Origin of the sequence: Streptomyces sp. ID05-26A (assembly GCF_033794685.1) — a bacterium.
GTDB lineage: Bacteria > Actinomycetota > Actinomycetes > Mycobacteriales > Pseudonocardiaceae > Lentzea.
Genome location: NZ_JARAYZ010000001.1, coordinates 661,222 through 682,188 on the forward strand (window position 1 = coordinate 661,222; position 20,967 = coordinate 682,188).

General features: G+C 68.5%; 21 protein-coding genes. 9 read left to right on the forward strand and 12 right to left on the reverse strand.

Translation table 11 applies throughout. The annotated features are described in order from the left end of the window. The first annotated feature begins 83 nt into the window (after positions 1-83). Together PV646_RS03230 and PV646_RS03235 are read left to right on the forward strand one after the other, a co-directional pair. The gene (locus PV646_RS03230) at positions 84-1,214 is read left to right on the forward strand and encodes an anhydro-N-acetylmuramic acid kinase (RefSeq protein ID WP_500339949.1); all 1,131 of its coding nucleotides are present in this window, start codon (positions 84-86) and stop codon (positions 1,212-1,214) included. Further along, on the forward strand, positions 1,202-2,761 hold the full coding sequence (locus tag PV646_RS03235) for a sodium:solute symporter (protein WP_500339950.1): 1,560 nt from the start codon (positions 1,202-1,204) through the stop codon (positions 2,759-2,761). The genes PV646_RS03230 and PV646_RS03235 overlap by 13 nt, the downstream gene beginning before the upstream one ends. Here PV646_RS03235 and PV646_RS03240 read toward each other — a convergent pair. Continuing rightward, on the reverse strand, positions 2,711-3,634 hold the full coding sequence (locus PV646_RS03240; protein WP_500339951.1) for a GNAT family N-acetyltransferase: 924 nt from the start codon (positions 3,632-3,634) through the stop codon (positions 2,711-2,713). The genes PV646_RS03235 and PV646_RS03240 overlap by 51 nt on opposite strands. A gap of 90 nt (positions 3,635-3,724) precedes the next feature. On the opposite strand from PV646_RS03240, the gene PV646_RS03245 reads away from it, so the two are divergent. From PV646_RS03245 to PV646_RS03255, 3 genes are all read left to right on the forward strand, one after another. Continuing rightward, positions 3,725-4,162, forward strand: coding sequence for a tetratricopeptide repeat protein (locus tag PV646_RS03245; protein ID WP_500339952.1), 438 nt, complete (start codon positions 3,725-3,727; stop codon positions 4,160-4,162). 170 nt (positions 4,163-4,332) lie between these two features. Then, positions 4,333-4,629: a hypothetical protein gene (locus tag PV646_RS03250; protein ID WP_500339953.1), complete on the forward strand. Its 297-nt coding sequence runs from the start codon at positions 4,333-4,335 to the stop codon at positions 4,627-4,629. 25 nt (positions 4,630-4,654) lie between these two features. Further along, positions 4,655-5,368 carry a lysophospholipid acyltransferase family protein gene (locus tag PV646_RS03255; protein WP_500339954.1) on the forward strand — a complete coding sequence of 238 codons (714 nt, stop codon included), beginning with the start codon at positions 4,655-4,657 and terminating at the stop codon, positions 5,366-5,368. 236 nt (positions 5,369-5,604) lie between these two features. On the opposite strand, the gene smc is transcribed toward PV646_RS03255, so the two are convergent. From smc to PV646_RS03275, 4 genes are read right to left on the reverse strand one after another with little or no spacing between them, the layout of a single operon-like run. Continuing rightward, positions 5,605-9,243: a chromosome segregation protein SMC gene (smc, locus tag PV646_RS03260; protein WP_500339955.1), complete on the reverse strand. Its 3,639-nt coding sequence runs from the start codon at positions 9,241-9,243 to the stop codon at positions 5,605-5,607. 60 nt (positions 9,244-9,303) lie between these two features. Then, on the reverse strand, positions 9,304-9,939 hold the full coding sequence (locus PV646_RS03265; protein ID WP_500339956.1) for an anti-sigma factor family protein: 636 nt from the start codon (positions 9,937-9,939) through the stop codon (positions 9,304-9,306). Then, positions 9,936-10,442, reverse strand: coding sequence for a sigma-70 family RNA polymerase sigma factor (locus tag PV646_RS03270; protein ID WP_500339957.1), 507 nt, complete (start codon positions 10,440-10,442; stop codon positions 9,936-9,938). The genes PV646_RS03265 and PV646_RS03270 overlap by 4 nt, the downstream gene beginning before the upstream one ends. 33 nt (positions 10,443-10,475) lie before the next feature. Next, on the reverse strand, positions 10,476-10,748 hold the full coding sequence (locus PV646_RS03275) for an acylphosphatase (RefSeq protein ID WP_500339958.1): 273 nt from the start codon (positions 10,746-10,748) through the stop codon (positions 10,476-10,478). An 81-nt stretch (positions 10,749-10,829) separates the two neighbouring features. Between PV646_RS03275 and PV646_RS03280 the strand changes: the two genes are divergently transcribed. The 3 genes from PV646_RS03280 (at position 10,830) to PV646_RS03290 (ending at position 12,671) form a co-directional block, all read left to right on the forward strand. Continuing rightward, positions 10,830-11,561, forward strand: a complete 732-nt coding sequence (locus PV646_RS03280; protein ID WP_500339959.1) for a CAP domain-containing protein — start codon at positions 10,830-10,832, stop codon at positions 11,559-11,561. 22 nt (positions 11,562-11,583) lie between these two features. Further along, positions 11,584-12,054, forward strand: a complete 471-nt coding sequence (locus PV646_RS03285) for a hypothetical protein (RefSeq protein ID WP_500339960.1) — start codon at positions 11,584-11,586, stop codon at positions 12,052-12,054. Positions 12,055-12,182: 128 nt separating this feature from the next. Then, complete coding sequence (locus tag PV646_RS03290) at positions 12,183-12,671, forward strand: hypothetical protein (RefSeq protein ID WP_500339961.1); 489 nt, start codon at positions 12,183-12,185, stop codon at positions 12,669-12,671. A gap of 15 nt (positions 12,672-12,686) precedes the next feature. Here PV646_RS03290 and PV646_RS03295 read toward each other — a convergent pair whose 3' ends face one another. Both PV646_RS03295 and PV646_RS03300 read right to left on the reverse strand, forming a co-directional pair. Next, positions 12,687-13,367, reverse strand: a complete 681-nt coding sequence (locus PV646_RS03295) for a response regulator (protein ID WP_500339962.1) — start codon at positions 13,365-13,367, stop codon at positions 12,687-12,689. Then, positions 13,364-15,853 (reverse strand): DUF4118 domain-containing protein, encoded by a 2,490-nt coding sequence (locus PV646_RS03300; protein WP_500339963.1) that lies wholly within the window; start codon positions 15,851-15,853, stop codon positions 13,364-13,366. The genes PV646_RS03295 and PV646_RS03300 overlap by 4 nt, the downstream gene beginning before the upstream one ends. Before the next feature lie 330 nt (positions 15,854-16,183). Here PV646_RS03300 and PV646_RS03305 point away from each other — a divergent pair, with 330 nt between their 5' ends. Beyond that, positions 16,184-16,624 (forward strand): MarR family winged helix-turn-helix transcriptional regulator, encoded by a 441-nt coding sequence (locus tag PV646_RS03305; protein ID WP_500339964.1) that lies wholly within the window; start codon positions 16,184-16,186, stop codon positions 16,622-16,624. A 33-nt stretch (positions 16,625-16,657) separates the two neighbouring features. Here PV646_RS03305 and PV646_RS03310 read toward each other — a convergent pair whose 3' ends face one another. The 5 genes from PV646_RS03310 to PV646_RS03330 form a co-directional block, all read right to left on the reverse strand. Continuing rightward, positions 16,658-17,785, reverse strand: coding sequence for a DUF1700 domain-containing protein (locus PV646_RS03310; protein WP_500339965.1), 1,128 nt, complete (start codon positions 17,783-17,785; stop codon positions 16,658-16,660). Next, on the reverse strand, positions 17,782-18,108 hold the full coding sequence (locus PV646_RS03315; RefSeq protein WP_500339966.1) for a PadR family transcriptional regulator: 327 nt from the start codon (positions 18,106-18,108) through the stop codon (positions 17,782-17,784). The genes PV646_RS03310 and PV646_RS03315 overlap by 4 nt, the downstream gene beginning before the upstream one ends. A gap of 164 nt (positions 18,109-18,272) precedes the next feature. Then, positions 18,273-18,875: a PASTA domain-containing protein gene (locus PV646_RS03320; RefSeq protein WP_500339967.1), complete on the reverse strand. Its 603-nt coding sequence runs from the start codon at positions 18,873-18,875 to the stop codon at positions 18,273-18,275. Then, positions 18,872-20,278: a toll/interleukin-1 receptor domain-containing protein gene (locus PV646_RS03325; RefSeq protein ID WP_500339968.1), complete on the reverse strand. Its 1,407-nt coding sequence runs from the start codon at positions 20,276-20,278 to the stop codon at positions 18,872-18,874. The genes PV646_RS03320 and PV646_RS03325 overlap by 4 nt, the downstream gene beginning before the upstream one ends. Then, positions 20,275-20,907, reverse strand: a complete 633-nt coding sequence (locus PV646_RS03330; protein WP_500339969.1) for a DUF4230 domain-containing protein — start codon at positions 20,905-20,907, stop codon at positions 20,275-20,277. Before PV646_RS03330 ends, PV646_RS03325 begins: the two co-directional genes overlap by 4 nt. Between the last annotated feature and the right edge of the window lie 60 nt (positions 20,908-20,967).

Genomic DNA, 20,967 nt, shown 5'->3' on the forward strand with positions numbered 1-20,967 from the left:
CTGTCAACCATGTATTGCTCAATTAGGCGAAAATTTCACCAAAGCTCTTGCGTCCGGCTGCGGTGTGGAATAGACCACACGTCGTGAGGGTGATCGGACTGATTTCCGGCACGTCGATGGACGGCATCGACGTCGCCGTCGCCGACCTGTCGATCCACGGCGACGTCGTCGAACTCGTACCGGTGCAGTGCGCCGAGCACCCGTTCCCGAAGGACCTGCTGGAGAAACCGCGGGACCTCGCTGAAGTGTGCGCCTTCGACACGTCGCTCGGGCAGGCTTTCGGCGAAGTCGCCGCCGGGTACCTGCCGGCGGACCTGATCTCCTCGCTCGGGCAGACCGTGCACCACGAGGTGCAGGACAGCGACTGCCTCGGCACCCTGCAGCTCGGCCAGCCCGCCTGGATCGCCGAACGGACGGGCGTGCCGGTGATCGCCGACCTCCGCGTGAGGGACGTCGCCGCGGGAGGCCACGGAGCGCCGCTGGCCAGCACGCTCGACGCGTTGTGGCTCGCCGGCATGGACGAGAACGCGGTCGCCCTCAACATCGGCGGCATCGCGAACATCACGGTCGTCAGACCCGGCACACAGCCCATCGCGTACGACACGGGTCCGGGCAACGCGCTGATGGACGCCGTCGTGGAGGTCCTTTCGAACGGCGCACGGCGCCAGGACACCAACGGCGAGTTCGCGAGCCGGGGCGTCGTCAGGGAGGACGTCCTCAAGAAGCTCCTCGCCGACCCGTACTACTCCAAGCCGTGGCCGAAGTCGACGGGCAAGGAGCACTTCAACGCCGAGTACCTCCAGGGCTTCCCCACGGTCCAGGCCGAGGACATGCTCCGCACGCTCGCCGAGCTCACCGCCCGCACCATCGCGGACGCCTGCCGCGCGCACGACGCGAGCACCGTCGTCGCGTCCGGCGGCGGCATGCGCAACCCGGTGCTGGTCGAGGCGCTCGAAAGGGCGCTCGACCCCATCCCGTTGAAGATCAGCGACTCGCTGGGCCTGCCGCGCGACGGCAAGGAGGCCTACCTGGCCGCACTGCTCGGATTCCTGACGTGGCACGGTGTTCCGGGCAACACGCCGTCCGCTACCGGCGCGTCCGGCCCGCGGCTGCTCGGCAGCATCACGCCCGGCAGCGGACCGCTCAGAATGCCCGAGCCCGTCACCACCGCAGTGACCAAGCTGAATGTGGGGGACCCGAAGTGCGCGGACTAGATCTCGCGATCATCGTCCTGTTCCTCGTCGGAATGCCGTTGCTCGGCATGTGGATCGGCGGCAGGCAGAAGTCGGCCACCGACTACTTCGTCAGCGAGAAGCGCATCTCGTGGTGGGTCGTCTGTCTTTCGGTGGTCTCGGCGGAGACGTCGACGCTCACGGTGCTGAGCGTGCCGGTGATCGCGTACATGGCGACGCCCGCGCAGGGCGGCATGACGTACCTGACGCTGGCGCTCGGCTACATCGTCGGCCGCATCATCGTGAGCTTCGTGCTGCTGCCGCGCTACATCGCCGGTGACCTCGTGACGGCGTACGCGTTCCTGGGCAAGCGGTACGGCAACGGCATGCGCGCCACGGCGTCCGTGACGTTCCTCTTCACGCGCCTGCTCGCGGACGGCATCCGGCTCTTCGCCACGGCGATCCCGATCAAGCTCGTGCTCGCCCAGTACGGCATCAACGCCGGCTACTGGACGATCATCCTCGCGCTCGGCATCGCGATGGTCTTCTACAGCTTCTTCGGCGGCGTGCGCGCCGTCGTGTGGGTCGACGCCATCCAGATGCTCTGGTACGTCCTGGGCGGCGTGGTCGTCATCTGGTGGCTGTCCGGCCAGCTGCCGGACGGCTGGTTCTCCAAGGCCGTCGACGTCGACAAGTTCCAGGTCTTCGACTTCACCTCGTCACCGCTGACCGGCGCGTACCCGTTCATCGCCGCGTTCTTCGGCGGTGCGCTGCTGTCGATGGCCTCGCACGGCGCGGACCAGCTGATCGTGCAGCGGCTCATGTCGACGAAGGACGTGAAGTCCGCGCAGAAGGCGTTGATCGCCTCCGGCTTCGTCGTGTTCCTGCAGTTCGCGTTCTTCCTGTTCATCGGCGTGATGCTGTGGGCGTTCTACAACGGCGTCGACCCGGTGAAGGACCTGAAGCTCGGCAACAAGGACGAGCTCTTCGGCCACTTCATCGTCAACTCGCTGCCGTCGGGCCTGTCCGGCTTCGTGATCGCCGGCATCCTCGCCGCCGCGCTGTCGTCGTCGTTGGGCGCCTTGGCCTCCAGCACCGTCACGGACGTCTACGAACGCATCCGCAGGACCCCGATGACCGACCGGGAACGCCTGCGCCACGGCCGGATCTGGACCCTGGTCTGGGCGGGTCTGCTGATCGTCTGCGCGGGTCTGTTCGCCTCCTCGAACAAGACCACGGCGGATCCGATCGTGGTGCAGGCGCTCGGCATCGCCGGCTACACCTACGGCGCGCTGCTCGGGGCCTTCCTCCTCGGCCTCATCTTCAAGCGCGCCACGCAGGTGGACGCGATCGTCGCGTTCGTGTCGACGGTGCTGGTCGTCGGTTTCGTGATTCTCGGCGTCAAGTTCGCCGGCAGCACGCCGACGATCAACTTCGGGAAGGCGACGGCCGACCTGAAGTCGTTGACGGGGTGGTGGAACACGCCCCTGGGGGTGGCGGTCACCTTGCTCGTGGGTGGATTGCTGTCATTGCGACACTCAGGCGGTGTGGCGGTACGCGACGAGCTCGACGTGAAGGCGGAATCCTAGGCGGGCGAACATGTTCTGCGACGATTCGTTGCCCGCGTGGATCGACGCGGCGGCCTGCGGTCGCGCACCGTGCTCCGCCGCGAGTTTCCACAGCAGTTCGGTGACGAGGGCAGCGCCCACGCCCTGACCGCGGACGTCGGGTTCGACGGCCACGAAGTCGATGTAGTACTCCTCGGGCTGGGCTTTGCCCGCGGCGTAACCGATGACGCGTTGACCGTCCATCGCGACGACGACGGTGCGCGTCTTCGGATCGGAGTCGACGAGTTGTTTGCCGGACAGGTAGGTGCGCGGGAAACATCGCTCGTGCAGCACGGCGACGGCCTCGTGCACGTGTTCGTCGGTGGGCAGGACGCGCATCTCCCGCTCGCTGGGGCACTTCGCGTCCCTCAGCAGCAAAGTGCGCAGCTCCCCGTTGTCGAGTACGTGGATGGCACTCGCCTTGCCGGCGCTGAAGGCGTGCCTCTCGGCGAACGCCGCCAACCGCCGGTGGGCCGTGTGCCCGTAGAGCTCGAGGTCGGTGATGCCGGTGAGGAGCTCGGTGGCGCGGCGGAACATCGCGTCGGCGGTCTGGTCCCAGATGCGGCTGCCCGCGGGGTGGTTGACCGGTACGTCGACGAACGGTCCGTGCAGCCACGCACGGCCGAGCTCGGCGTCGACCTCCACGCTGAGCATGCCGGTGATGTTGTCGTCTGCGTCGACGGCCACCACCGTGCAGTCCGCCCAGGTGGGCTCGAACTCGCCGAGCTCGGCGCGGAGCTCTTCGACTGTCTCACCGAGGTACCCGATGTGATGCGCGTTGTCGGCCTGGAGCCGGACCAGCAGCGCCATCGTGGCGCCGAGGTCGCCAGGTTCGGCGAAACGGATGTCGTACATAGGAGGAATGGTCACTCGCACGGCCGTTCGAAGCGAGGGAGTTTTCGGCGGTCCCAGGTCACGGACGCGCGGCCCGGTAAAATGACGTGGATGTCGTCCGAAGAACTGGCCGTGCGGACCGCTCGGGCCGAGGCCAAGGCCCACGCCGGAGACTTCAGGTCGGCCGCCTCCGAGCTCAGCGCGCTCGTGAAGGAACACGTGGCGGTGGCGGGCTCGGACGATCCCCGGACCCTCAACGCCCGGCTGAGCCTGGCGCGCGTGCTCGGCACCGCGAAGCAGTTCAGCAAGGCCGTCGGCGTCTGCGAACCGCTGCTGCGCGACCAGGTCCGCGTCCTCGGTCCGGAGCACCCGGACGTCCTGGAGACCCGGCAATTGCTCGCCAACCTGCGGTACAGGACGGGCGACTCCGAGGGGGCCGCGGAAGAGTTGGAGCGGCTCCACGCGGTGCTGTCGCGAGTGCTGCTGCCCACCCACGACCGGATCACGAAGGTCAAGCGCGACATCGCGTTCCTCAAGCGCTCCCCCTGACGTGGGAGACATCACTCACATCGACGCACTGCGTGACGCTGGTATGCCACCTCACGAACACCGACGTCGCAGGCACGGCACCCAGATTCGGGCTTGCAGGGCAGGTGAGGGTGGGGGACTCTTCTACGGTGAGTGAGGAAACGATCCAACTCGATCTCAACGAATCCGGGGTGGCCGTCGACCTGCCCTTGCCGCCGAACATCCGGGACGGTGTCCAGGGAGTTCCGTATCGGCCGGTCGAATTCCGAGACGATGATCTTCCGTCAGCTCTGGAACGCGCTGCCGCCTGGTTGCGGCAGACCCAGGACTGGCTGGGCGAACCCGTGGACGTGATCGCAGTCCATCTCGACTACGACGACACCCACGGCAACCCTTACTACGACCTCAAGTTGCTCTGCAACGACGAGGACCTGGCGGGCGTGCCGAAGGTCATGCGAGAACACGAAGGGTCCGCTACCGACCAGTAGGTTCCCTAGGCTACCGTTCGGAAGCATGTCGGATCGCGTATATCCCCCGGTGATCGCCGCAGCGAAGCTCATGTTCAAGGTGCTTGATCTGCGGATCACCGTGGAGGGGGCGCACCACATCCCTCGTACCGGTGGAGCGGTCCTGGCGTCGAACCACGTCAGCTACCTCGACTTCATCTTCGCGGGGTACGGCGCACGTCCCTCGGGGCGCCTCACGCGGTTCATGGCGAAGCACGAGATCTTCGCCAACAAGATCGCAGGCCCGCTCATGCGCGGCATGCACCACATCCCCGTCGACCGGAGCGCGGGCCAGGCCTCCTACCAGCAGGCCCTGTCCGCGCTCCGCACCGGCGAGGTCGTCGGGATCTTCCCCGAGGCCACGATCAGCCGCTCGTTCACGGTCAAGGACATCAAGTCCGGCGCGAACCGCCTGGCGCACGAGGCCGGCGTTCCGATCGTCCCCGTCGCACTGTGGGGCACCCAGCGCCTGTGGACCAAGGGCCGGCCCAAGAACCTGACCCAGCGGCACGTCCCGATCACCATCCTCATCGGCGAGCCGTTCGAGCCCTCCGCCGGCGACTCCGGTGACGAGGTGCTGCGCAAGCGGATGCAGGACCTGCTCGACACTGCGCAGGCCTCCTACCCGAACGAGCCCGGCGCCTGGTGGGCGCCGGTGCACCTCGGCGGCACCGCGCCGACGCCAGAGCAGGCGGCCAGGTTGGACTCTCGCGGCGCCTGACCAGGCGATACAAGGTTTTCACAAGGGCGGTCCGGCAGAGTGGTCCGTGCGCACCTGAAGTGGTGAGGTTGAACTGGGGGATCTCACCCGTTCAGGGCGCCGAACCGCGTCCGCACGGTGAAATTGGGGGTCTCTCCTGCTGTTCCAGGAGGAGAGTCACCGCGCTGACGCGGTTCGAAGCAGAGGCCGCGGCCGGGGTTGGTTGAAGCCCCCCAGGCACCGCCCCGTCCGCCCTCTCAGGCCTCCGCGTCCGCCGGTTCCGGCGAAGATTCCTCCACAGGCGCCTGCACGGCCGCACGAGCGGGCTCGTCGCCAGTCGTGCGCAGCCGCTGCGAGATCACCTGCGAGATGCCGTCACCGCGCATCGAGACGCCGTACAGCGCGTCCGCGATCTCCATGGTCGGCTTCTGGTGCGTGATGATCAGCAGCTGCGAGCGGTCGCGCAGCTGCTGGAACAGGCCGATCAGCCGGTGCAGGTTCGTGTCGTCCAGCGCCGCCTCGACCTCGTCCATCACGTAGAACGGTGAGGGGCGGGCGCGGAAGATCGCGACCAGCATCGCGACGGCGGCCAGCGACTTCTCGCCACCGGAGAGCAGCGACAGGCGCTTGACCTTCTTGCCGGGCGGACGGGCCTCCAGCTCGATGCCGGTGGTCAGCATGTCGCCGGGCTCGGTCAGCACCAGACGGCCGTCGCCACCGGGGAACAGGACCTTGAAGACGATCTCGAACTCACGCGCCACGTCCTCGTAGGCCAGCGTGAAGACCTCGAGGATCTTGTCGTCGACCTCCTTCACGACGGTGAGCAGGTCGCGACGGGTGTCCTTGATGTCCTCGAGCTGCGTGGAGAGGAACTTGTAGCGCTCCTCCAGCGCGGCGAACTCCTCCAGCGCGAGCGGGTTCACCTTGCCCAGCAACGACATGTCGCGCTCGGCGCGCTTGGCGCGGCGGGACTGGGTGTCGCGGTCGTACGGCATCGGCTGCGGCTCGGAGACCTGTTCGCCGCGGTCCTTGGCGGCCTGGTACTCGGCCATCTCGGCGGCGGAGGCGGGCACCATGACGTCCGGGCCGTACTCGTTGACCAGGTCTTCCAGCCCGATGCCGAAGTCCTCGGCGATCTTGGTCTCCAGCTGCTCGATGCGCATGCGCTGCTCGGCGCGCAGGACCTCGTCGCGGTGCACGGCGTCGACGAGCTTCTCCAGCTCGCCGGACATCTCACGCACCAGGTTGCGCACCTGGGTCAGCAGGAGTTCGTGCTGCGAACGGCGTTCCTGGGCCTGGTCGCGTTCACGGGCCGCGCGGGACAGCGAGAGCTCGATGCGTTCCAACGCCTTCTCGCCGCCGTGGGCGACGGCCTTCGCGACCACGGCACCGCGCGCACGGTGAGCCGTCGCGCGGGCATGGCGTTCGCGGGCCTCACGCTCAGCGCGTGCGGCACGACGCAGGCCCTCTGCCTTGCCCTGTACGGCCCGTGCGCGCTCTTCCGCAGTGCGCTGCACCAGGCGTGCGTCCATCTCGCCCTGACGAGCCTGAGCCAGTTCCGCGGACAACGCGTCGCGCTGCTCGGTGTCCGGCTCGTCGTCCATGGTCTGCTCTTCTTCGGCCATCAGCAGCCGCTCTTCGAGTTCGCCCAGCTTCATCAGGGCTTCCTCGCGCGACCGCTCGACCTTGGCGCGCTGCTCGCTGATGCGGCTGACCTCGGCCTCCGCCGAGCGCACCGCCGCGACCATCCGGTTCAGCCGCTCACCGGAGCGGGCCTGGCGGACCTTGGCCTCCTGCACGGCCTCCTTGACCGCGTCGAGCACCTTGCGGCGGGACTGCTGCTCGGCGCGGGCACCCTCCAGCGCGGCCGTCGCGTGCTCCAGCGCCCGTTCCGCGGTCGCGAGCTGCTCCTGCGCCTCGTCGACGGCGGCCTGCACCTCGATCACGCTCTGGCCCTGCGCGCCCGAGCCGCCGATGGCCCAGTCCGTGCCGAAGAGGTCGCCTTCACGGGTCACCGCGCGGCCGTCGAGGCGGGCGGCGGAGTCCAGGTCTTCCACGACCGCAAGGCGATCGAGCGCGCGGGCCAACGCCGGACGCAACGCCTCGGGGGCGTGCACGACGTCGATGGCCCACCTCGCGCCGTGCGGCAGGTAGCCCCACTGCGAAGTGTCCACAGTGGACCCGTAGGAGCCGATCAGCACACCCGCGCGGCCGGCGTCCTTCTCCTTCAACAGCTTCAGGGCGGCGAGCGCGCCGTCACCGGACGACACCGCGACGGCGTCGGCGATCGGTCCGAGGGCCGCGGCGAGCGCGACCTCGTAGCCGGGTTCGACGGTCAGCAGCGCGGCGACGGACCCCAGCAGGCCCGGCACGTCCGACGCGAGCAGCGCGCCCGCACCGTCCTTGCGCGTGAGCCCCAGCGAGAGAGCGTCGACGCGAGCACGCCACGACGCGATGTCGCGTTCCGCGGTGCGTTCGGCCTTCACCAGCTCCTCGACGCGCTGACGTGCCGCGTCATTGGACTGCACGGCGTGGCGATGGCGTTCGTCGAGGTCGTTGTCGCCCTCGTCCTCGTAGCCGGTGACCGCCTGCGCCTCGGCCAGCTCGATCGACGCGAACTCGACGCGTTCGGAGGCCTCGACGACCGTGACGGAGAGGCGTTCGATCTCCTCGGCGGTCGCGTTCGTCTTGCTGCGCAACGCCTCCACCTGACCGGAGAGGCGCGCGAGGCCCTCCCGGCGGTCGGCGATCGCGCGGACGGCGGCGATGTGCGCCTTCTCCGCCTGCGAGACCATGCGTTCCAGCTCGGCACGCGTCTCCACGGCCTCCGCCAGCGCGATGCGGGCCTCGGTCACGCCCTCCTGGAGCTCCAGCTCCATCTCGGCGGTCTCCTCGGCCTCGCGGTCGAGGTCGTCGGGGTCACGGCCGCGGCTCGGCGCGTCCACGACGTCGGACAGGTGCCGCGCTCGCTCCGCGGCGAGGCGGACGGTGCCGCGGAGGCGTTCCTCCAAAGCGGACAACCGGTACCAGGTGTCCTGCGCGGCCTGCAGCTTCGGCGAGTCGGCCGCGACCCGTTCCTCCAGCTCGTTCTGCTGGTACTGGGCCGCCTGCAACGACTTCTCGACCTCGGCGCGGCGCACGCGGGCCTTCGCCTCGTCGTGCTCCTCCTGCTGGATGGTCTCGCGCTGCGTCACCAGGTCGTCGGCGAGCAGGCGGAGTTTGCTGTCCCGCAGCTCGGACTGGACGACCTGCGCGCGGCGGGCGATCTCGGCCTGCTTGCCCAGAGGCTTGAGCTGGCGGCGCAGTTCGGCGGTGAGGTCGGTGAGACGCGTCAGGTTCGCCTGCATCGCCTCGAGCTTGCGCAGCGCCTTTTCCTTGCGCTTGCGGTGCTTCAGGACGCCGGCGGCCTCTTCGATGAACGCGCGCCGTTCCTCCGGTTTGGACTCGAGGATCGCGGCGAGCTGGCCCTGACCGACGATCACGTGCATCTCGCGGCCGATGCCGGAGTCCGACAGCAGTTCCTGGATGTCCATCAGGCGGCACGAGTTGCCGTTGATCTCGTACTCGGTGCCGCCCTCGCGGAACATGCGGCGGGTGATCGACACCTCGGTGTACTCGATCGGCAGGATGCCGTCGGCGTTGTCGATCGTCAGCGTCACCTCGGCGCGGCCGAGCGGCGCGCGGCCGGACGTGCCGGCGAAGATGACGTCCTCCATCTTGCCGCCGCGCAGGTCCTTGGCGCCCTGCGTGCCCATCACCCAGCGCAGCGCGTCGAGCACGTTGGACTTGCCGGACCCGTTGGGGCCGACCACACAGGTGATGCCGGGCTCGAAGCGCAGCGTGGTAGCCGAGGCGAAGGACTTGAAGCCCTTCAGCGTCAGGCTCTTGAGATGCACGCCGGGCAGAGTACCCAAGCGCTTGCGGGTGATGCGGGACCCCGCCGTTGACCTGCGTTTCTAGGGACGGAGAGTAACCAACAGCCCGCTCTCGTCGGAGACCTCCAACCGTTCGATCTGGTCGACCCGGAACGACGTGGAACCGGGAATGCGCTCGTCAGGCGCGTGGTCGGAGCCCCACCAGCCGCCGACCTCCCGCTGCCCCTTGCGGTCGAACACGATGACCTTGCAGCGCGCACCGGGCTTGACCTCGCCGAGCTTGAACCACATCTCGGTGCCCCAGGACTTCGAGACCATCTCGGCCTGGCCGTTCACGCCGGTGGCCGCGTCCTTCGAGGTCCAGGTGGGCGGGAGCGACGGGGACGGCGTGCTCGGTGCCGCGACGGGGGGTGTCGGCGCCGGCTGCAGGAAGAAGAGGCCACCGGCGAGCGCGAGCAGCACGAGGACCGCCGCGCAGGCGATCAGCACGCGGCGCTGGTCGTGCCTCGGTGCCGGCGGGAGGGCCGGGATCTCGTCGAGGTTCTCGACGTCCTCCAGGGTCAGTCGGCCGAGCAGCCCCGGCAGCGGGGCCAGCCGCAGCATCTCGGCCTGACAGCAGTCGCAGTCGCCGAGATGACGTTCGAACTCGGCTCGTTCCTTGAGGTCGAGCGAGCCGAAGAGGTAGGCGCCGACGTCGACGGTGTGCTGGCAGCTCACGCCTCGGTCACCCCTCTCTCCTCCAGTGCGTCGCGCAGCGCCCGCAGTGCGTAGAAGCAGCGCGACTTGACCGTGCCCGGCGGGATGCCGAGCGTTCTGGCGGCCTCCGCGACGGTGCGGCGGCGGTAGTACAGCTCGATGACGACCGTCCGGTGCTCAGGCGTGAGCGCCCGCAGCGCCGACGCGATCTGCCACGTCTGCAGCACGTGTTCGACCTGGTCGCTGACCGGCGGGAGGTCCACCGGTTCGAGCGGCACCTCGGTCGCGCGTGCGTTGCGGCGGCGGTAGCCGGAGATCACCAGGTTCTTCGCGACCGTGTAGAGCCACGGTGCCGCGTCGTCCGGTTTCAGATCTTCGTGGTTCCGCCACGCGCGGAGCAGCGTCTCCTGCACGACGTCCTCCGCCTGCTGGTAGTCGCCGTCGACCAGCCGCAGCACGTAGTGCAGCAGCGGGCCTCTCCAGCGCTCGTACAGCTGGATGAGGACTTCTTCCGAGGAGTCCACGATCTCCTACTACGCCGTCTCCCTGAAAACGGTTCAGCGCTCGATGAACCCGGTCAGGTCGCCCCTCGCGTCCGACCACTGCTCACCGACCGAGTCGACGTGTCCGGGGGTGTCACCCGAACGGAGAGCTTTCAGCAGTTGTTCACACTTCTCGCGCGAACCCTCGGCAACCACCTCGACCCGTCCGTCCGGCCGGTTCGAAGCACTGCCCACCAGGCCCAGTTCTAGTGCACGGGCTCGCGTCCACCAGCGAAAACCAACGCCCTGAACCCGGCCCCGCACCCACGCGTTTAGTCGCACGTCCACCTCCGAATGGTTGCGTAGTCACGCCAGGTGATCGAAGACGCACGCTGGGGTTGTCACCCATTAGTGGTACGGTCCCGACCCGTGAGTGCCCGCAGCCTCTTACTCGGCCTGCTGATCGGTGCAACCGGTATCGGCGGTCTCGCCGTCACCGGCAACTCCCCTCTCGGCATCAACTTCACCAATGCCGCGCAGCAGGAGACCACCGACGCAGCGAACCAGTTCGGAACGGGAAACGCCGCCGCACCCAACAGCAACAGACAGCCCTCCGACGGCGGCAACGCCGACACCGGCGCCCCCGCGCCCCAGACGTCCTCCTCGGTGCCCGCCACCTCGACGACGTCCGAGACGCCCTCCTCCACGCCTTCGACGCCCGCGGCCCCGTCCACCACGACGCCGCCGCCCGAGGCCCCAAAGCCGCCGGCGCAGACGCAGCCGCCGACCGGCCAGACCCCCGAGCAGGCCGTGCTCGCGCTCGTCAACGACGCCCGTGCCGCCGCCGGGTGCAAGGCCCTCGTGATCGACGACCGCGTCACGACCGCCGCGCAGGCCCACAGCACGGACATGGCGAACAAGAAGTACTTCTCGCACACCTCGCAGGACGGCAGGACGTTCGACGTCCGCATGCGCGAGGCCGGCTACCCGAAGCCGGGCGGCGAGAACATCGCGATGGGGTACCCCAACGCCGCCGCCGTCGTGGACGGCTGGATGAAGTCGACCGGCCACCGCGAGAACATCGAGAACTGCAGCTTCACCACGATGGGCGTGGGACTCGACACCCGCGGCAACTACTGGACCCAGAACTTCGGCCGCTGACCGTTCTAACAGGGGAAACTTCGTGTACGAGAGCCCGGAACCGGACTCGCGCCCGCGCTTCTTCCGAGGTGCACCGCAGGTCGTCCTCGCCGCCTCAGGTGTCGTGCTGGCGACCGTTTTCGCCGCCGTCGCCTCCATGGCGGCAGGCTCGGACACCGCGTCCGAGTCCCCGGCGACACAACCGCCGCGCAGGGAGGCCGTGCGCGACGCCCTGAGCATCGTGCCGACGTCCTCGCCGTCGCCGACCGCCGAGACGACGTCGACGACCACCGAGACGACGACGCCCCCGACCACCACGACGACGAAGAAGCAGACGCGCGTCACGACCATCACGCGTCCGGACGGCACGACGACCACGGTCACGACCGACGACCCGCCGCCGGTGATCACCTCGTCGTCCACGACGACGACCACCAAGGTGACGACCACGACGGACTCGACGACGACCACCACCGCTGGGTCGAGCACGACCACAACGACGCCGCCCGCTTAGGGTTACGCCAGTCACCGCCTTGTGACGCACTGCTACACGAAGGTGTGGCACGACTGAGGCGTTGGTTCGTTTCCGCCGATAACTCGAACGCAAGTCCATCCGACCGGGTTTCCCCCGAGGAGCGATCGGTGTTCGAGAAAGATCATCCGCAGTCACCGGCCGAGGCCCCGAAGAAGCGCAAGGGCACGGCGGTGATGCTGGCCGCGGGCGGCGTGGTCGTGGCGACCCTGTTCGCCACCGTGGCGTCCATGCTCGCCGCGTCCGGCCGCGAGGCGGCTCCCGAACGCACGGCGGCCGACGTCGTGCAGACCGTCACGAGCGTCGCACCGGACGGCAGCACCAGCACCGTCGTCGTCACCGTGTCCTCCGGCGCGTCCCAGAAGGCGTCCGCGCCGGAGCGCAAGCAGGCCGCGAAGCCTCAGGACCAGCCCAAGCCGGGCACGCCGGACCAGCCGCAGCTGACCACCGCCCAGCCCCAGCCGACGCAGACCGAGACGCAGAGCACGCCACCCCCGCACACGGAGCCGCCGTCGTCGACGCCTCCGTCCTCGGAGCCGTCGGTCACGCCGCCGTCGTCCTCGTCGTCGACCACGCCCCCGCTGGACCCGAAGCCCTGACCAGCTGACCGGCGGTCACAGCTCGAACCGGTACCCCATGCCGGGCTCCGTCAGCAGGTGTCGGGGCCGCGCGGGCTCCGGTTCGAGCTTGCGCCGCAACTGGGCCAGGTACACCCGCAGGTAGTGCGTCTCCTTCTCGTACGCGGGACCCCACACGTCGCGCAGCAGCTGTTTCTGTGCGACGAGCTTCCCCGCGTTGCGTGCCAGCACCTCCAGCAGACCCCACTCGGTGGGCGTGAGGTGCACCTCGGCGCCGTCCCTGAGCACGCGCTTCGCCGCCAGGTCGACGGTGAACGAGCCGGTCTTCACGATCGGCTCGTCCTCGGGACCGGTCACGGCCGAGCGGCGGACGGCGGCGCGCAGGCGGGCCAGCAGTTCATCCATGCCGAATGGTTTCGTCACGTAGTCGTCGGCACCCGCGTCCAGGGCGTCTACCTTGTCGGACGAGTCGGTGCGGGCGGACAGGACGATGATCGGCAGGCTGGTCCAGCCGCGCAGGCCCGCGATGACGTCGGTGCCGTCCATGTCGGGCAGGCCCAAGTCCAGGACCACGACGTCCGGTTTGCCGTCGGCGGCGAGCCGCAACGCCGTGGCGCCGTCGAAGGCGGTGAGGACCTCGTACCCGCGGGCCGAGAGGTTGATCCGCAGGGCGCGCACGATCTGCGGCTCGTCGTCGACCACCAGTACTTTTGTCACGCGACCCTCTCCTCGGCGGGGAGTGAGATCACCACGGTGAGGCCGCCACCGGGTGTGTCCTCCATGGTGATCGTGCCTCCCATGGCCTCCGTGAAGCCCTTCGCCACGCTCAGACCGAGACCAACGCCACCCGGCGTGCGGTCGCCCAGGCGCTGGAACGGCGCGAAGACCTGCTCAGCGGTGCCGCTGGGCAGGCCGCGGCCGTGGTCCACGACGCGCAGCTCCACCTCGGTGCCGTGGGCGGAGGCGCGCAACGCCACGGCGCCGGCGTAGCGCAGGGCATTGCCGACGACGTTCGCGATCACGCGTTCGAGCAGGCCCACGTCGGCGCGCACGGGCGGCAGCGACTCCGGCACGTCGACCTCGACGTCTCCCGCCTGGCCGACCAACGCCCGCGCGACGGCCTCGTAGTAGCCGACCGCCCGGAACCGCGGTGCCACGGCACCGGTCGCGAGGCGGGACGAGTCGAGCAGGTTGTCGACGAGGCCGGTGAGCCGGTCCGCCGACTCCTCGACCGCCTCCAGCAGTTCGGCGGTGTCCTCGGCGGACAACGTGAGCTCCGGGTCGCGCAACGAGCCGACGGACGCCTTGATCGAGGTCAGCGGCGTGCGCAGGTCGTGGCCGACGGCGCTGAGAAGTGCGGTGCGCAGCTCGGTGCGGGAGGCCTGGCGCTGGGCTTCGAGGGTCTGCTCGGCCATGCGCTGCTGCCGCAGGGCGAGCAACGCCTGACCCGCGGCGGCCTCCAGGACCCTGCGGTCGGACGCGGGCAGCGAACGACCGCGGAGCGCGAGGTGCACCTCCGGAGTCACGGCGATGTCGACATCAGCGTCGTCGGGCTCCTCGCACGGACCGACGCCGACGCACGCAACGCGCTCCCACGAACCATCGACGCGTTCCAACAGCGCGACGGACGTGAGGCCGAAGTTCTCCTGCACCTTCTCCAACAACCGTACGAGCGGCTGCGGGTTCGTCAGCACCGTGCGCGCGTACGACGCGAGGAGCGTGGCCTCGGTGCGAGCGCGCGCCGCCTGGGTGGCACGACGAGCGGCATAGTCCACCACCAACGCCGTGGAGACGCCCACGATGATCATCGCGAAGAAGGTCAGCACGTTCTGCTGCGCGTCGATGGTGAACGTGTAGATGGGCTCGGTGAAGAAGAAGTTCAGCAGCAACGCGCTGATCAGCGCCGTGGCGATCGCGGGACCCAGGCCGCCGACGATCGCCACGACGAGCGTCACCAGCAGGTAGCCGATGACGTTCGTGGAGAAGTTCAGCCCGCTGCGCAACGACGCCCCCGCCGCCGTCACCAGCGCGGGCCCGGCCACCGCGAGGAACCAGCCCCACGCGAGCCTGCTCGGTTTCAACGGGCTGCCGGCGAACCGGGCGCGCCACCCGCTGGTCGTCGCCGGGTGCGTGACCATGTGGACGTCGATCGCGCCGGACTCCTGCACAACTGTGGAGCCGATGCCCGCCGAGAACACGCGCGCGAACCGCGAACGGCGCGAGGTGCCGACCACGAGCTGTGTGGCGTTGACGCCGCGTGAGAACTCCAGCAACGCCGATGGCACGTCGTCGCCCACAACGGTGTGGAACGTGGCACCGACGTCCTCGGCGAGCTTGCGGTACTTCTGCAGTGAGTGCGGATCGGCGCCCGCGAGGCCATCACCGCGCAGCACGTGCACGGCGAGAAGGTCGCCACCCGCGCGCGTGGCGATGCGACGCGCACGACGGATGAGCGTCTCGCTCTCCGCGCCACCGGTGATGGCGACGACGACTCGTTCGCGCGTCTCCCACGTGTCGGTGATCTGCTGTTCGGTGCGATAGCGCAGCAACGCCACATCGACCTGGTCAGCGACCCACAGCAGCGCGAGCTCCCGCAGCGCGGTCAGGTTTCCGACGCGGAAGTAGTTGCCGAGCGCGGCGTTGATCTTGTTCGCCGCGTAGACGTCGCCGTGGGCGAGCCGGCGGCGCAGCGCTTCCGGCGTGAGGTCGACGAGCTGAGTCTGGTCGGCCTTGCGCACGACCTCGTCCGGCACCGTTTCCTGCTGCGGTACGCCCGTTATGCGATGGACGACGTCGTTGAGAGATTCCAGGTGCTGAATGTTGACTGTGGTCAGCACATCAATCCCGGCTTCGAGGAGTTCCTCGACGTCTTGCCACCGCTTTGCATTACGGGATCCGGGAGCGTTCGTGTGCGCCAGTTCGTCGACGACGGCGACCTGCGGAGCGCGGGCCAGCACGGCGTCCACGTCCATCTCGGTCAGTTCGACGCCGCGGTGCGTGAAGTGCCTGCGCGTGACGATTTCCAGGCCTTCGACCAGTTCAGCGGTCTTCGCCCGGCCGTGGGTCTCGACAAATCCGATGACCACGTCTGTGCCGCGTTCCCGCCGGCGGTGCGCCTCGCTGAGCATGGCGAAGGTTTTGCCGACACCGGGAGCGGCGCCGAGGTGGATGCGGAGCTCGCCACGTCTGGGTTTCGGACTCACCAGACCAGTCTGCTCCCGGCCGAACATGGACCGTTCGGGGGTACGCGCTGGGCCACCCGGCGAAACGAGTGCGCCTTCCCACAGTTCTGACAGGAGATCTGTCTTGTTGAATCATGCTTCAGCCCGGCGCCCGTTCGAGTGAGCTTCAGCGCGCTTTTTACGCCGTTTACCAGCACATTTAAGTGTGTCGGACGCGCGCCGTGACACCCCGTGTCACCACAACGGCCGAATGGGTTATCGGCAGTTGGCGGATAGCGCGCGGAGCGTGAATGAGGGAAAGTGCCAGGGTTCGTGTCCGAATTCGGACAATCACATGCGCGCGGAGAAACGATGCCCACCACCGTCACCAACCACGAGGCACTTCAACTCGTGGTGGCCGTGCACCGGCTGGTGCGAAGTCTTCGACAGGCCGCTCCGGCCCGTCGTTTGCAACCCACCCAGTTATTGGTGCTGTCAGAACTGAGCGCCCACGGCCCGATGCGGATCGGCGAGATCGCGGTGCGCGCGCTGTGCTCACAGCCGACCGCCACAACCGTCGTGACCAGCTTGGAGTCCACCGGTCTCGTCCGTCGCGAGCCTGACGCCGCCGACGGCCGGGCCACGATAGTCGTGCTCACCGAAGTCGGCCGCGAGACGATCCTGTCGCTCGCTCACGGCGAAGCCGAACTATTGAGTGAAAGAATGTCCGAACTTTCGACGGAAGACAGAGAACACCTGCGCTCGGCCATGCCAGTTTTGCGGCACCTGGCCGACCCGCAGGAGAACAAGTAGGAGCGGGACCCCCCGACGGGTCCCGCTCCAGCATTACTTGCTTGGTGACACAGAAGTAGGTGGCACCGAGCTCGGAGTTGCGCTTCCAGAACTCGACGGTGGCGTGTCCGTCGTTGATGGCGATGATGAAGACGCCGATGACGGAGCGGTCACGGTCGGTTCCACTGTGTAACAACTGCCGTTTTGGTAGTCGATGACCGGACGCGGATAGCGGTTGGCCGGAAACACCGGATCCGGATCGCTGCCGTCAGCACGCCCGCAACTGTTGTACGACCGCGGCGCGTTGATCGGCTGACCGTCCTGGTCGTACAGCGTCACGTTCGTGAGCAGCTTGTTGTTCTCGTCGTAGACGTAGATGTTCTCGTACGTCTGCATGACGGGACCCGAGTACGAAGACCTCGACGCGTTGTAGCCGAGCTGCCCCGCCGTCACGTCGATCACCTGGAACAGCAGCCCCACCGCCAGCGCCGAGGCAGGCAGGCTGAACCACAGCCAGCGCCGGTCGGTCTTGGCGCGCGGCCCGGCGAACACCGACACCACGGCGACGGCGGCGATCGCGAGGAACCCGAGGAGGTCGCGACCGGCGAGCAGCACGGCACCGAGGCCGAGCAAGCCTGCCCGCACCAGCCACCAGGCCGGTTGCAACGACTTGAGGTAGGTGATCGCCCGCTCGGCAGGCGTGCCCGCCTCCGGCGTCAGCCACTGCTTGAGCCTGATCGTCTCCGGCAGGTTCATGATCTCCTGCTGGACGGGCCCCCGGTCGTTCACCAGCGCCAGGCTCAGCACGAGGATCACCGCGGGCAGGAGCAGCACCGCCGGCTCCCGCAACGCCGCTGCTCCCGCGAGCACCGTGATGCCGGTGGCCGCCACCAGCCCCCACGCCGCGGCACGAGGCCGGCTCAGCACCTGCTTCTTCGTCGTGACCGGCAACCGCTCGGTCCGCGACGGGTAACCGGCGGCCTGACGAAGCTCCTGCGCGTACTGCTCCGGAGTGCCGAGGCGCTGCTCGAGCGTCTCGTCCTCACCGAGTTCGGTGGACAGCTCGGCGACGTGCGCCTCGGTGTCCTCCATGATCTCGGCGACCTCGTTGGGCGGCAGGTCGTCGAGGGCGGCGCGCATCCCAGCCAGGTAGTGCTCGACACCGAGCGCTTGCGTGTTCATGCTGCGACCTCCTCGATCAGGCCGTCCAGCGTGCTGGCGAACGACCTCCACGTCTCCCTCGACTCAGCCAGGCGCGCCCGCCCGGTCTCGTTGATGCTGTAGTACTTGCGGTGCGGCCCCTCTTCGCTGGGCACGACGTACGAGGTCAGCATCCCCGCGTTGTAGAGCCGGCGCAGCGTGCCGTACACCGACGCGTCGCCCACGCCGTTCAACCCCCCGGCACGCAGCCTGCGCACCACGTCGTACCCGTACCCGTCGTCCTTGCGCAGAACTGCAAGAACGGCCAGGTCCAGCACTCCTTTGAGCAGCTGGCTCGTGTCCATGACCCCTCCGCCTCACACGAACTCCGTCTTTCAGGAGTCGTCGCTGTAGCGCTGTGAACAGTACTACGCACTGCGCAGTACTGTCTAATCCAGAAGTACGGCGGGATCTCACGGCAACGGCCTCCCAGGTCAGCAACCCGGGAGGCCGTCTCAACAGGCGCGCGTCAGCTCTTGCAGCCGGACGCACCGGTCGGTTCGCCGAACTTCACCGCCCCGAGCGTGATCTTGGTCTTGGGATCGGGCGTGCTGCCCGCCGCCTCCGACTGGCTCACCACGACCCAGTTCCGATCGACGAGCTGCTGCCTGCCCTGCCCCGTCGCGTCCTCGGACCAGAGCACGAAGAACCCCGCCGCCTGCAACGTGTCCTGCGCCTTCTGCAGATCGAGGCACACGACGTTCGGCACGGCCCCCTTGGTCGTGGGCTCGGCGCTCGCGGAGGTGTCGGTCGGCTTGCGCACCTTCAACAACACCTGCGTCCCGCTCGGCGCCTCGGCCTCCGCCTCGGGCAACTGGGAGACGACCACCCAGTTCAACGGCTCGAGGATCTCCCGCGTCTGCCCGGTCTCGTCCTCCTCCGCCACCCGATACCCCTGCGCCTTCAACAACTCCCGCGCGTCGGCGAGCCGCATCTCCACGACCTTCGGCATCTTCGGCCCGCTCTGACTGGAGGACGCGGGAGTGGTGGTCGTCGTTGCCCGCGGAGTGGGAGCCTCGGCGCCGGAACACCCGGCGAGGACGAGCACGAGCAGAGCGATGAAGATCTTCATTCGGTGGTCTCCTCGGGAGCGGCGGGCGGAATGCTGATCTCGGCGAGCACCTTGCGCAGACGGTCCACCTCAGCGGGCGCGGCATCGGCGACGACCTTCCGGCGCCAGCGCTGCAACCGGTACGCGAGGTCGACGGTGACGAAGTGGCAGAGCAGCGCGGCGACGAGCGCGCCGGCGAGCAGACCGGTGTAACCCCGGGCGCCCTCGACGAGTGCGCCTGCCGCACTGCCGGCCACGGCGGCGACGAACAGCACGTGCACCGCGGGCAGCCAGACGACGGACCTGCGCAACCACGCCCACCGGGACAGCGCGGCGAGTGCGCGGAGTTGGTCCACGGCCCACTCGACCTGGCCGAACACGAACTCGACCTGCTCGCGCTGCCGTTTCGTGAGCAACGGCTGATGGTCCTTCATGAACCGCTCGGCGTGCGCGAGGGCACCACGGACGGATGCGGGGTTCGGAGCGAGGCTCGTGTAGGGCCAGAAGTCGCCCTTGCGCCGATCCCTCAGCCACCTGTCTCCGGCGGTGATGGCGAACCCGACGATCACCGCCATCGCGAGGAGCTGCCAATGCCACGACACCAGGTTGCTGATGAAGAGAACGATGAAACCCATGGCCGCCACGAACAGCCCGACGGTGATGTTGGTCTTCTGGTCGTGCGCGAGCTGGGCCAGATGTTCGTCGCTCTTGTCGAGCCTGGCCCGGATCACGTTCACGGCCGCGACCGTCCCCAACGGAATCAGCAGGGGGAAGACCATCGCGAGGGCGAGCGCGGTCAGCCAGACCTGTCTCGATTCCACTCCCGGCACCAGCAGCTGGACCAGCGACCAGGGTGCGGCAAGGCCGAGCAGAGCCGCGACCGCCACCGGCCAGAGGCCGCGCGGACGTGCTGGATCGGGCCGTTGCGGCGCAGGAGGTTCCTCGGTGGCGACGCGCCCTTCGAGCAATCGGATCAGCTCAGCGCCCGCCACCTGCCACTCCCCGAAGGGAATGCGCCGGAACTGCTGGTTGCCGAGCTCGGCGACGTCGGGGAACCGCTTCTTCTTCAGCGCCCGCTCGGTCGGCAGGGTGGCCTTGTCCAGCAACACCGGGATGACGTGCAACCCCAGCTCCAGGGCTGTCCTGACCTCCCAGCGGACCCAGTCGCCCTTCTCGTTCCTGCGCTCCACGAGGTCGTCGAGCCACTCCTGGTGGACGAACACGAGCACGACCTCGCTGCCCCGCAACCACTCCCTCAACACGGTCGGGAAGTGATCGCCCCCGATCATCTCCGTGTCCGCGCGGATCTTCTCCGAGCCGAAGTGGGTGCGCAGCCGTTCGATGAACGCCTCGACCGCCAGGGCCGTGCCGCGCCTCCCGCTGAGGTGGTTCTTGCGGTAACAGACGAAGATGCCGCCACTCATCGGTTCTCCACCACCGTGACCTCGAATCCCAGCGCTCGCAGCATTCCCGTGAGCATCGCCCTGGTGTTCTCCGTGGCCCGCTTGCGCAGCTCGGACTCCTCGGCCGCCTTGGCGATCCGCTTCTCGGCGGCCAGGTAGAACTCCTGCTGGCTCTTGGTGTCGAGCACCGAGCCCAGCCGGTCGAGCAGGCCGCGCTTCTGGTCGAAGACGTAGCTGCGCTCGTTGTTCAGGTTCGGCTTGTCCAGCGCCGGCTCGGGGATCCGCACCTCGACGGTCCTCCGGTCCGGCGACATGACCAGCATCCCGTCGGCGAGGCCGTTGAAGTCGACGTAGGCGTTGACGGTGCCCGCGCCGACGAAGAGCGTCCGCTCGCCCGCGAGGAAGTCGGGCAGCCACGGCGCGTCCTTCTCGATGTCGATGACGACCTCGTAGTCACCGGTGGCGGCGTGGTACTGGCTGAGGTTGCGGAGTTCCTTGAGCACAGCGGGGTGACTGAGGTCGATGGTCTTCCTGGCGAACGGCGAGAGGTTCGGCAGCGCGCCCGCCAGCTGCAGCACGGCACCCACCACGAGGATCACCGCCACCGCGACCAGACCCGGCTTCAGCCACCGCATCCCTACCAAGCTCATGCCGCGCATTGTGCGTAGTCACCTGCTTCCCATTACATGACAAGGAATCGCCACATCGGT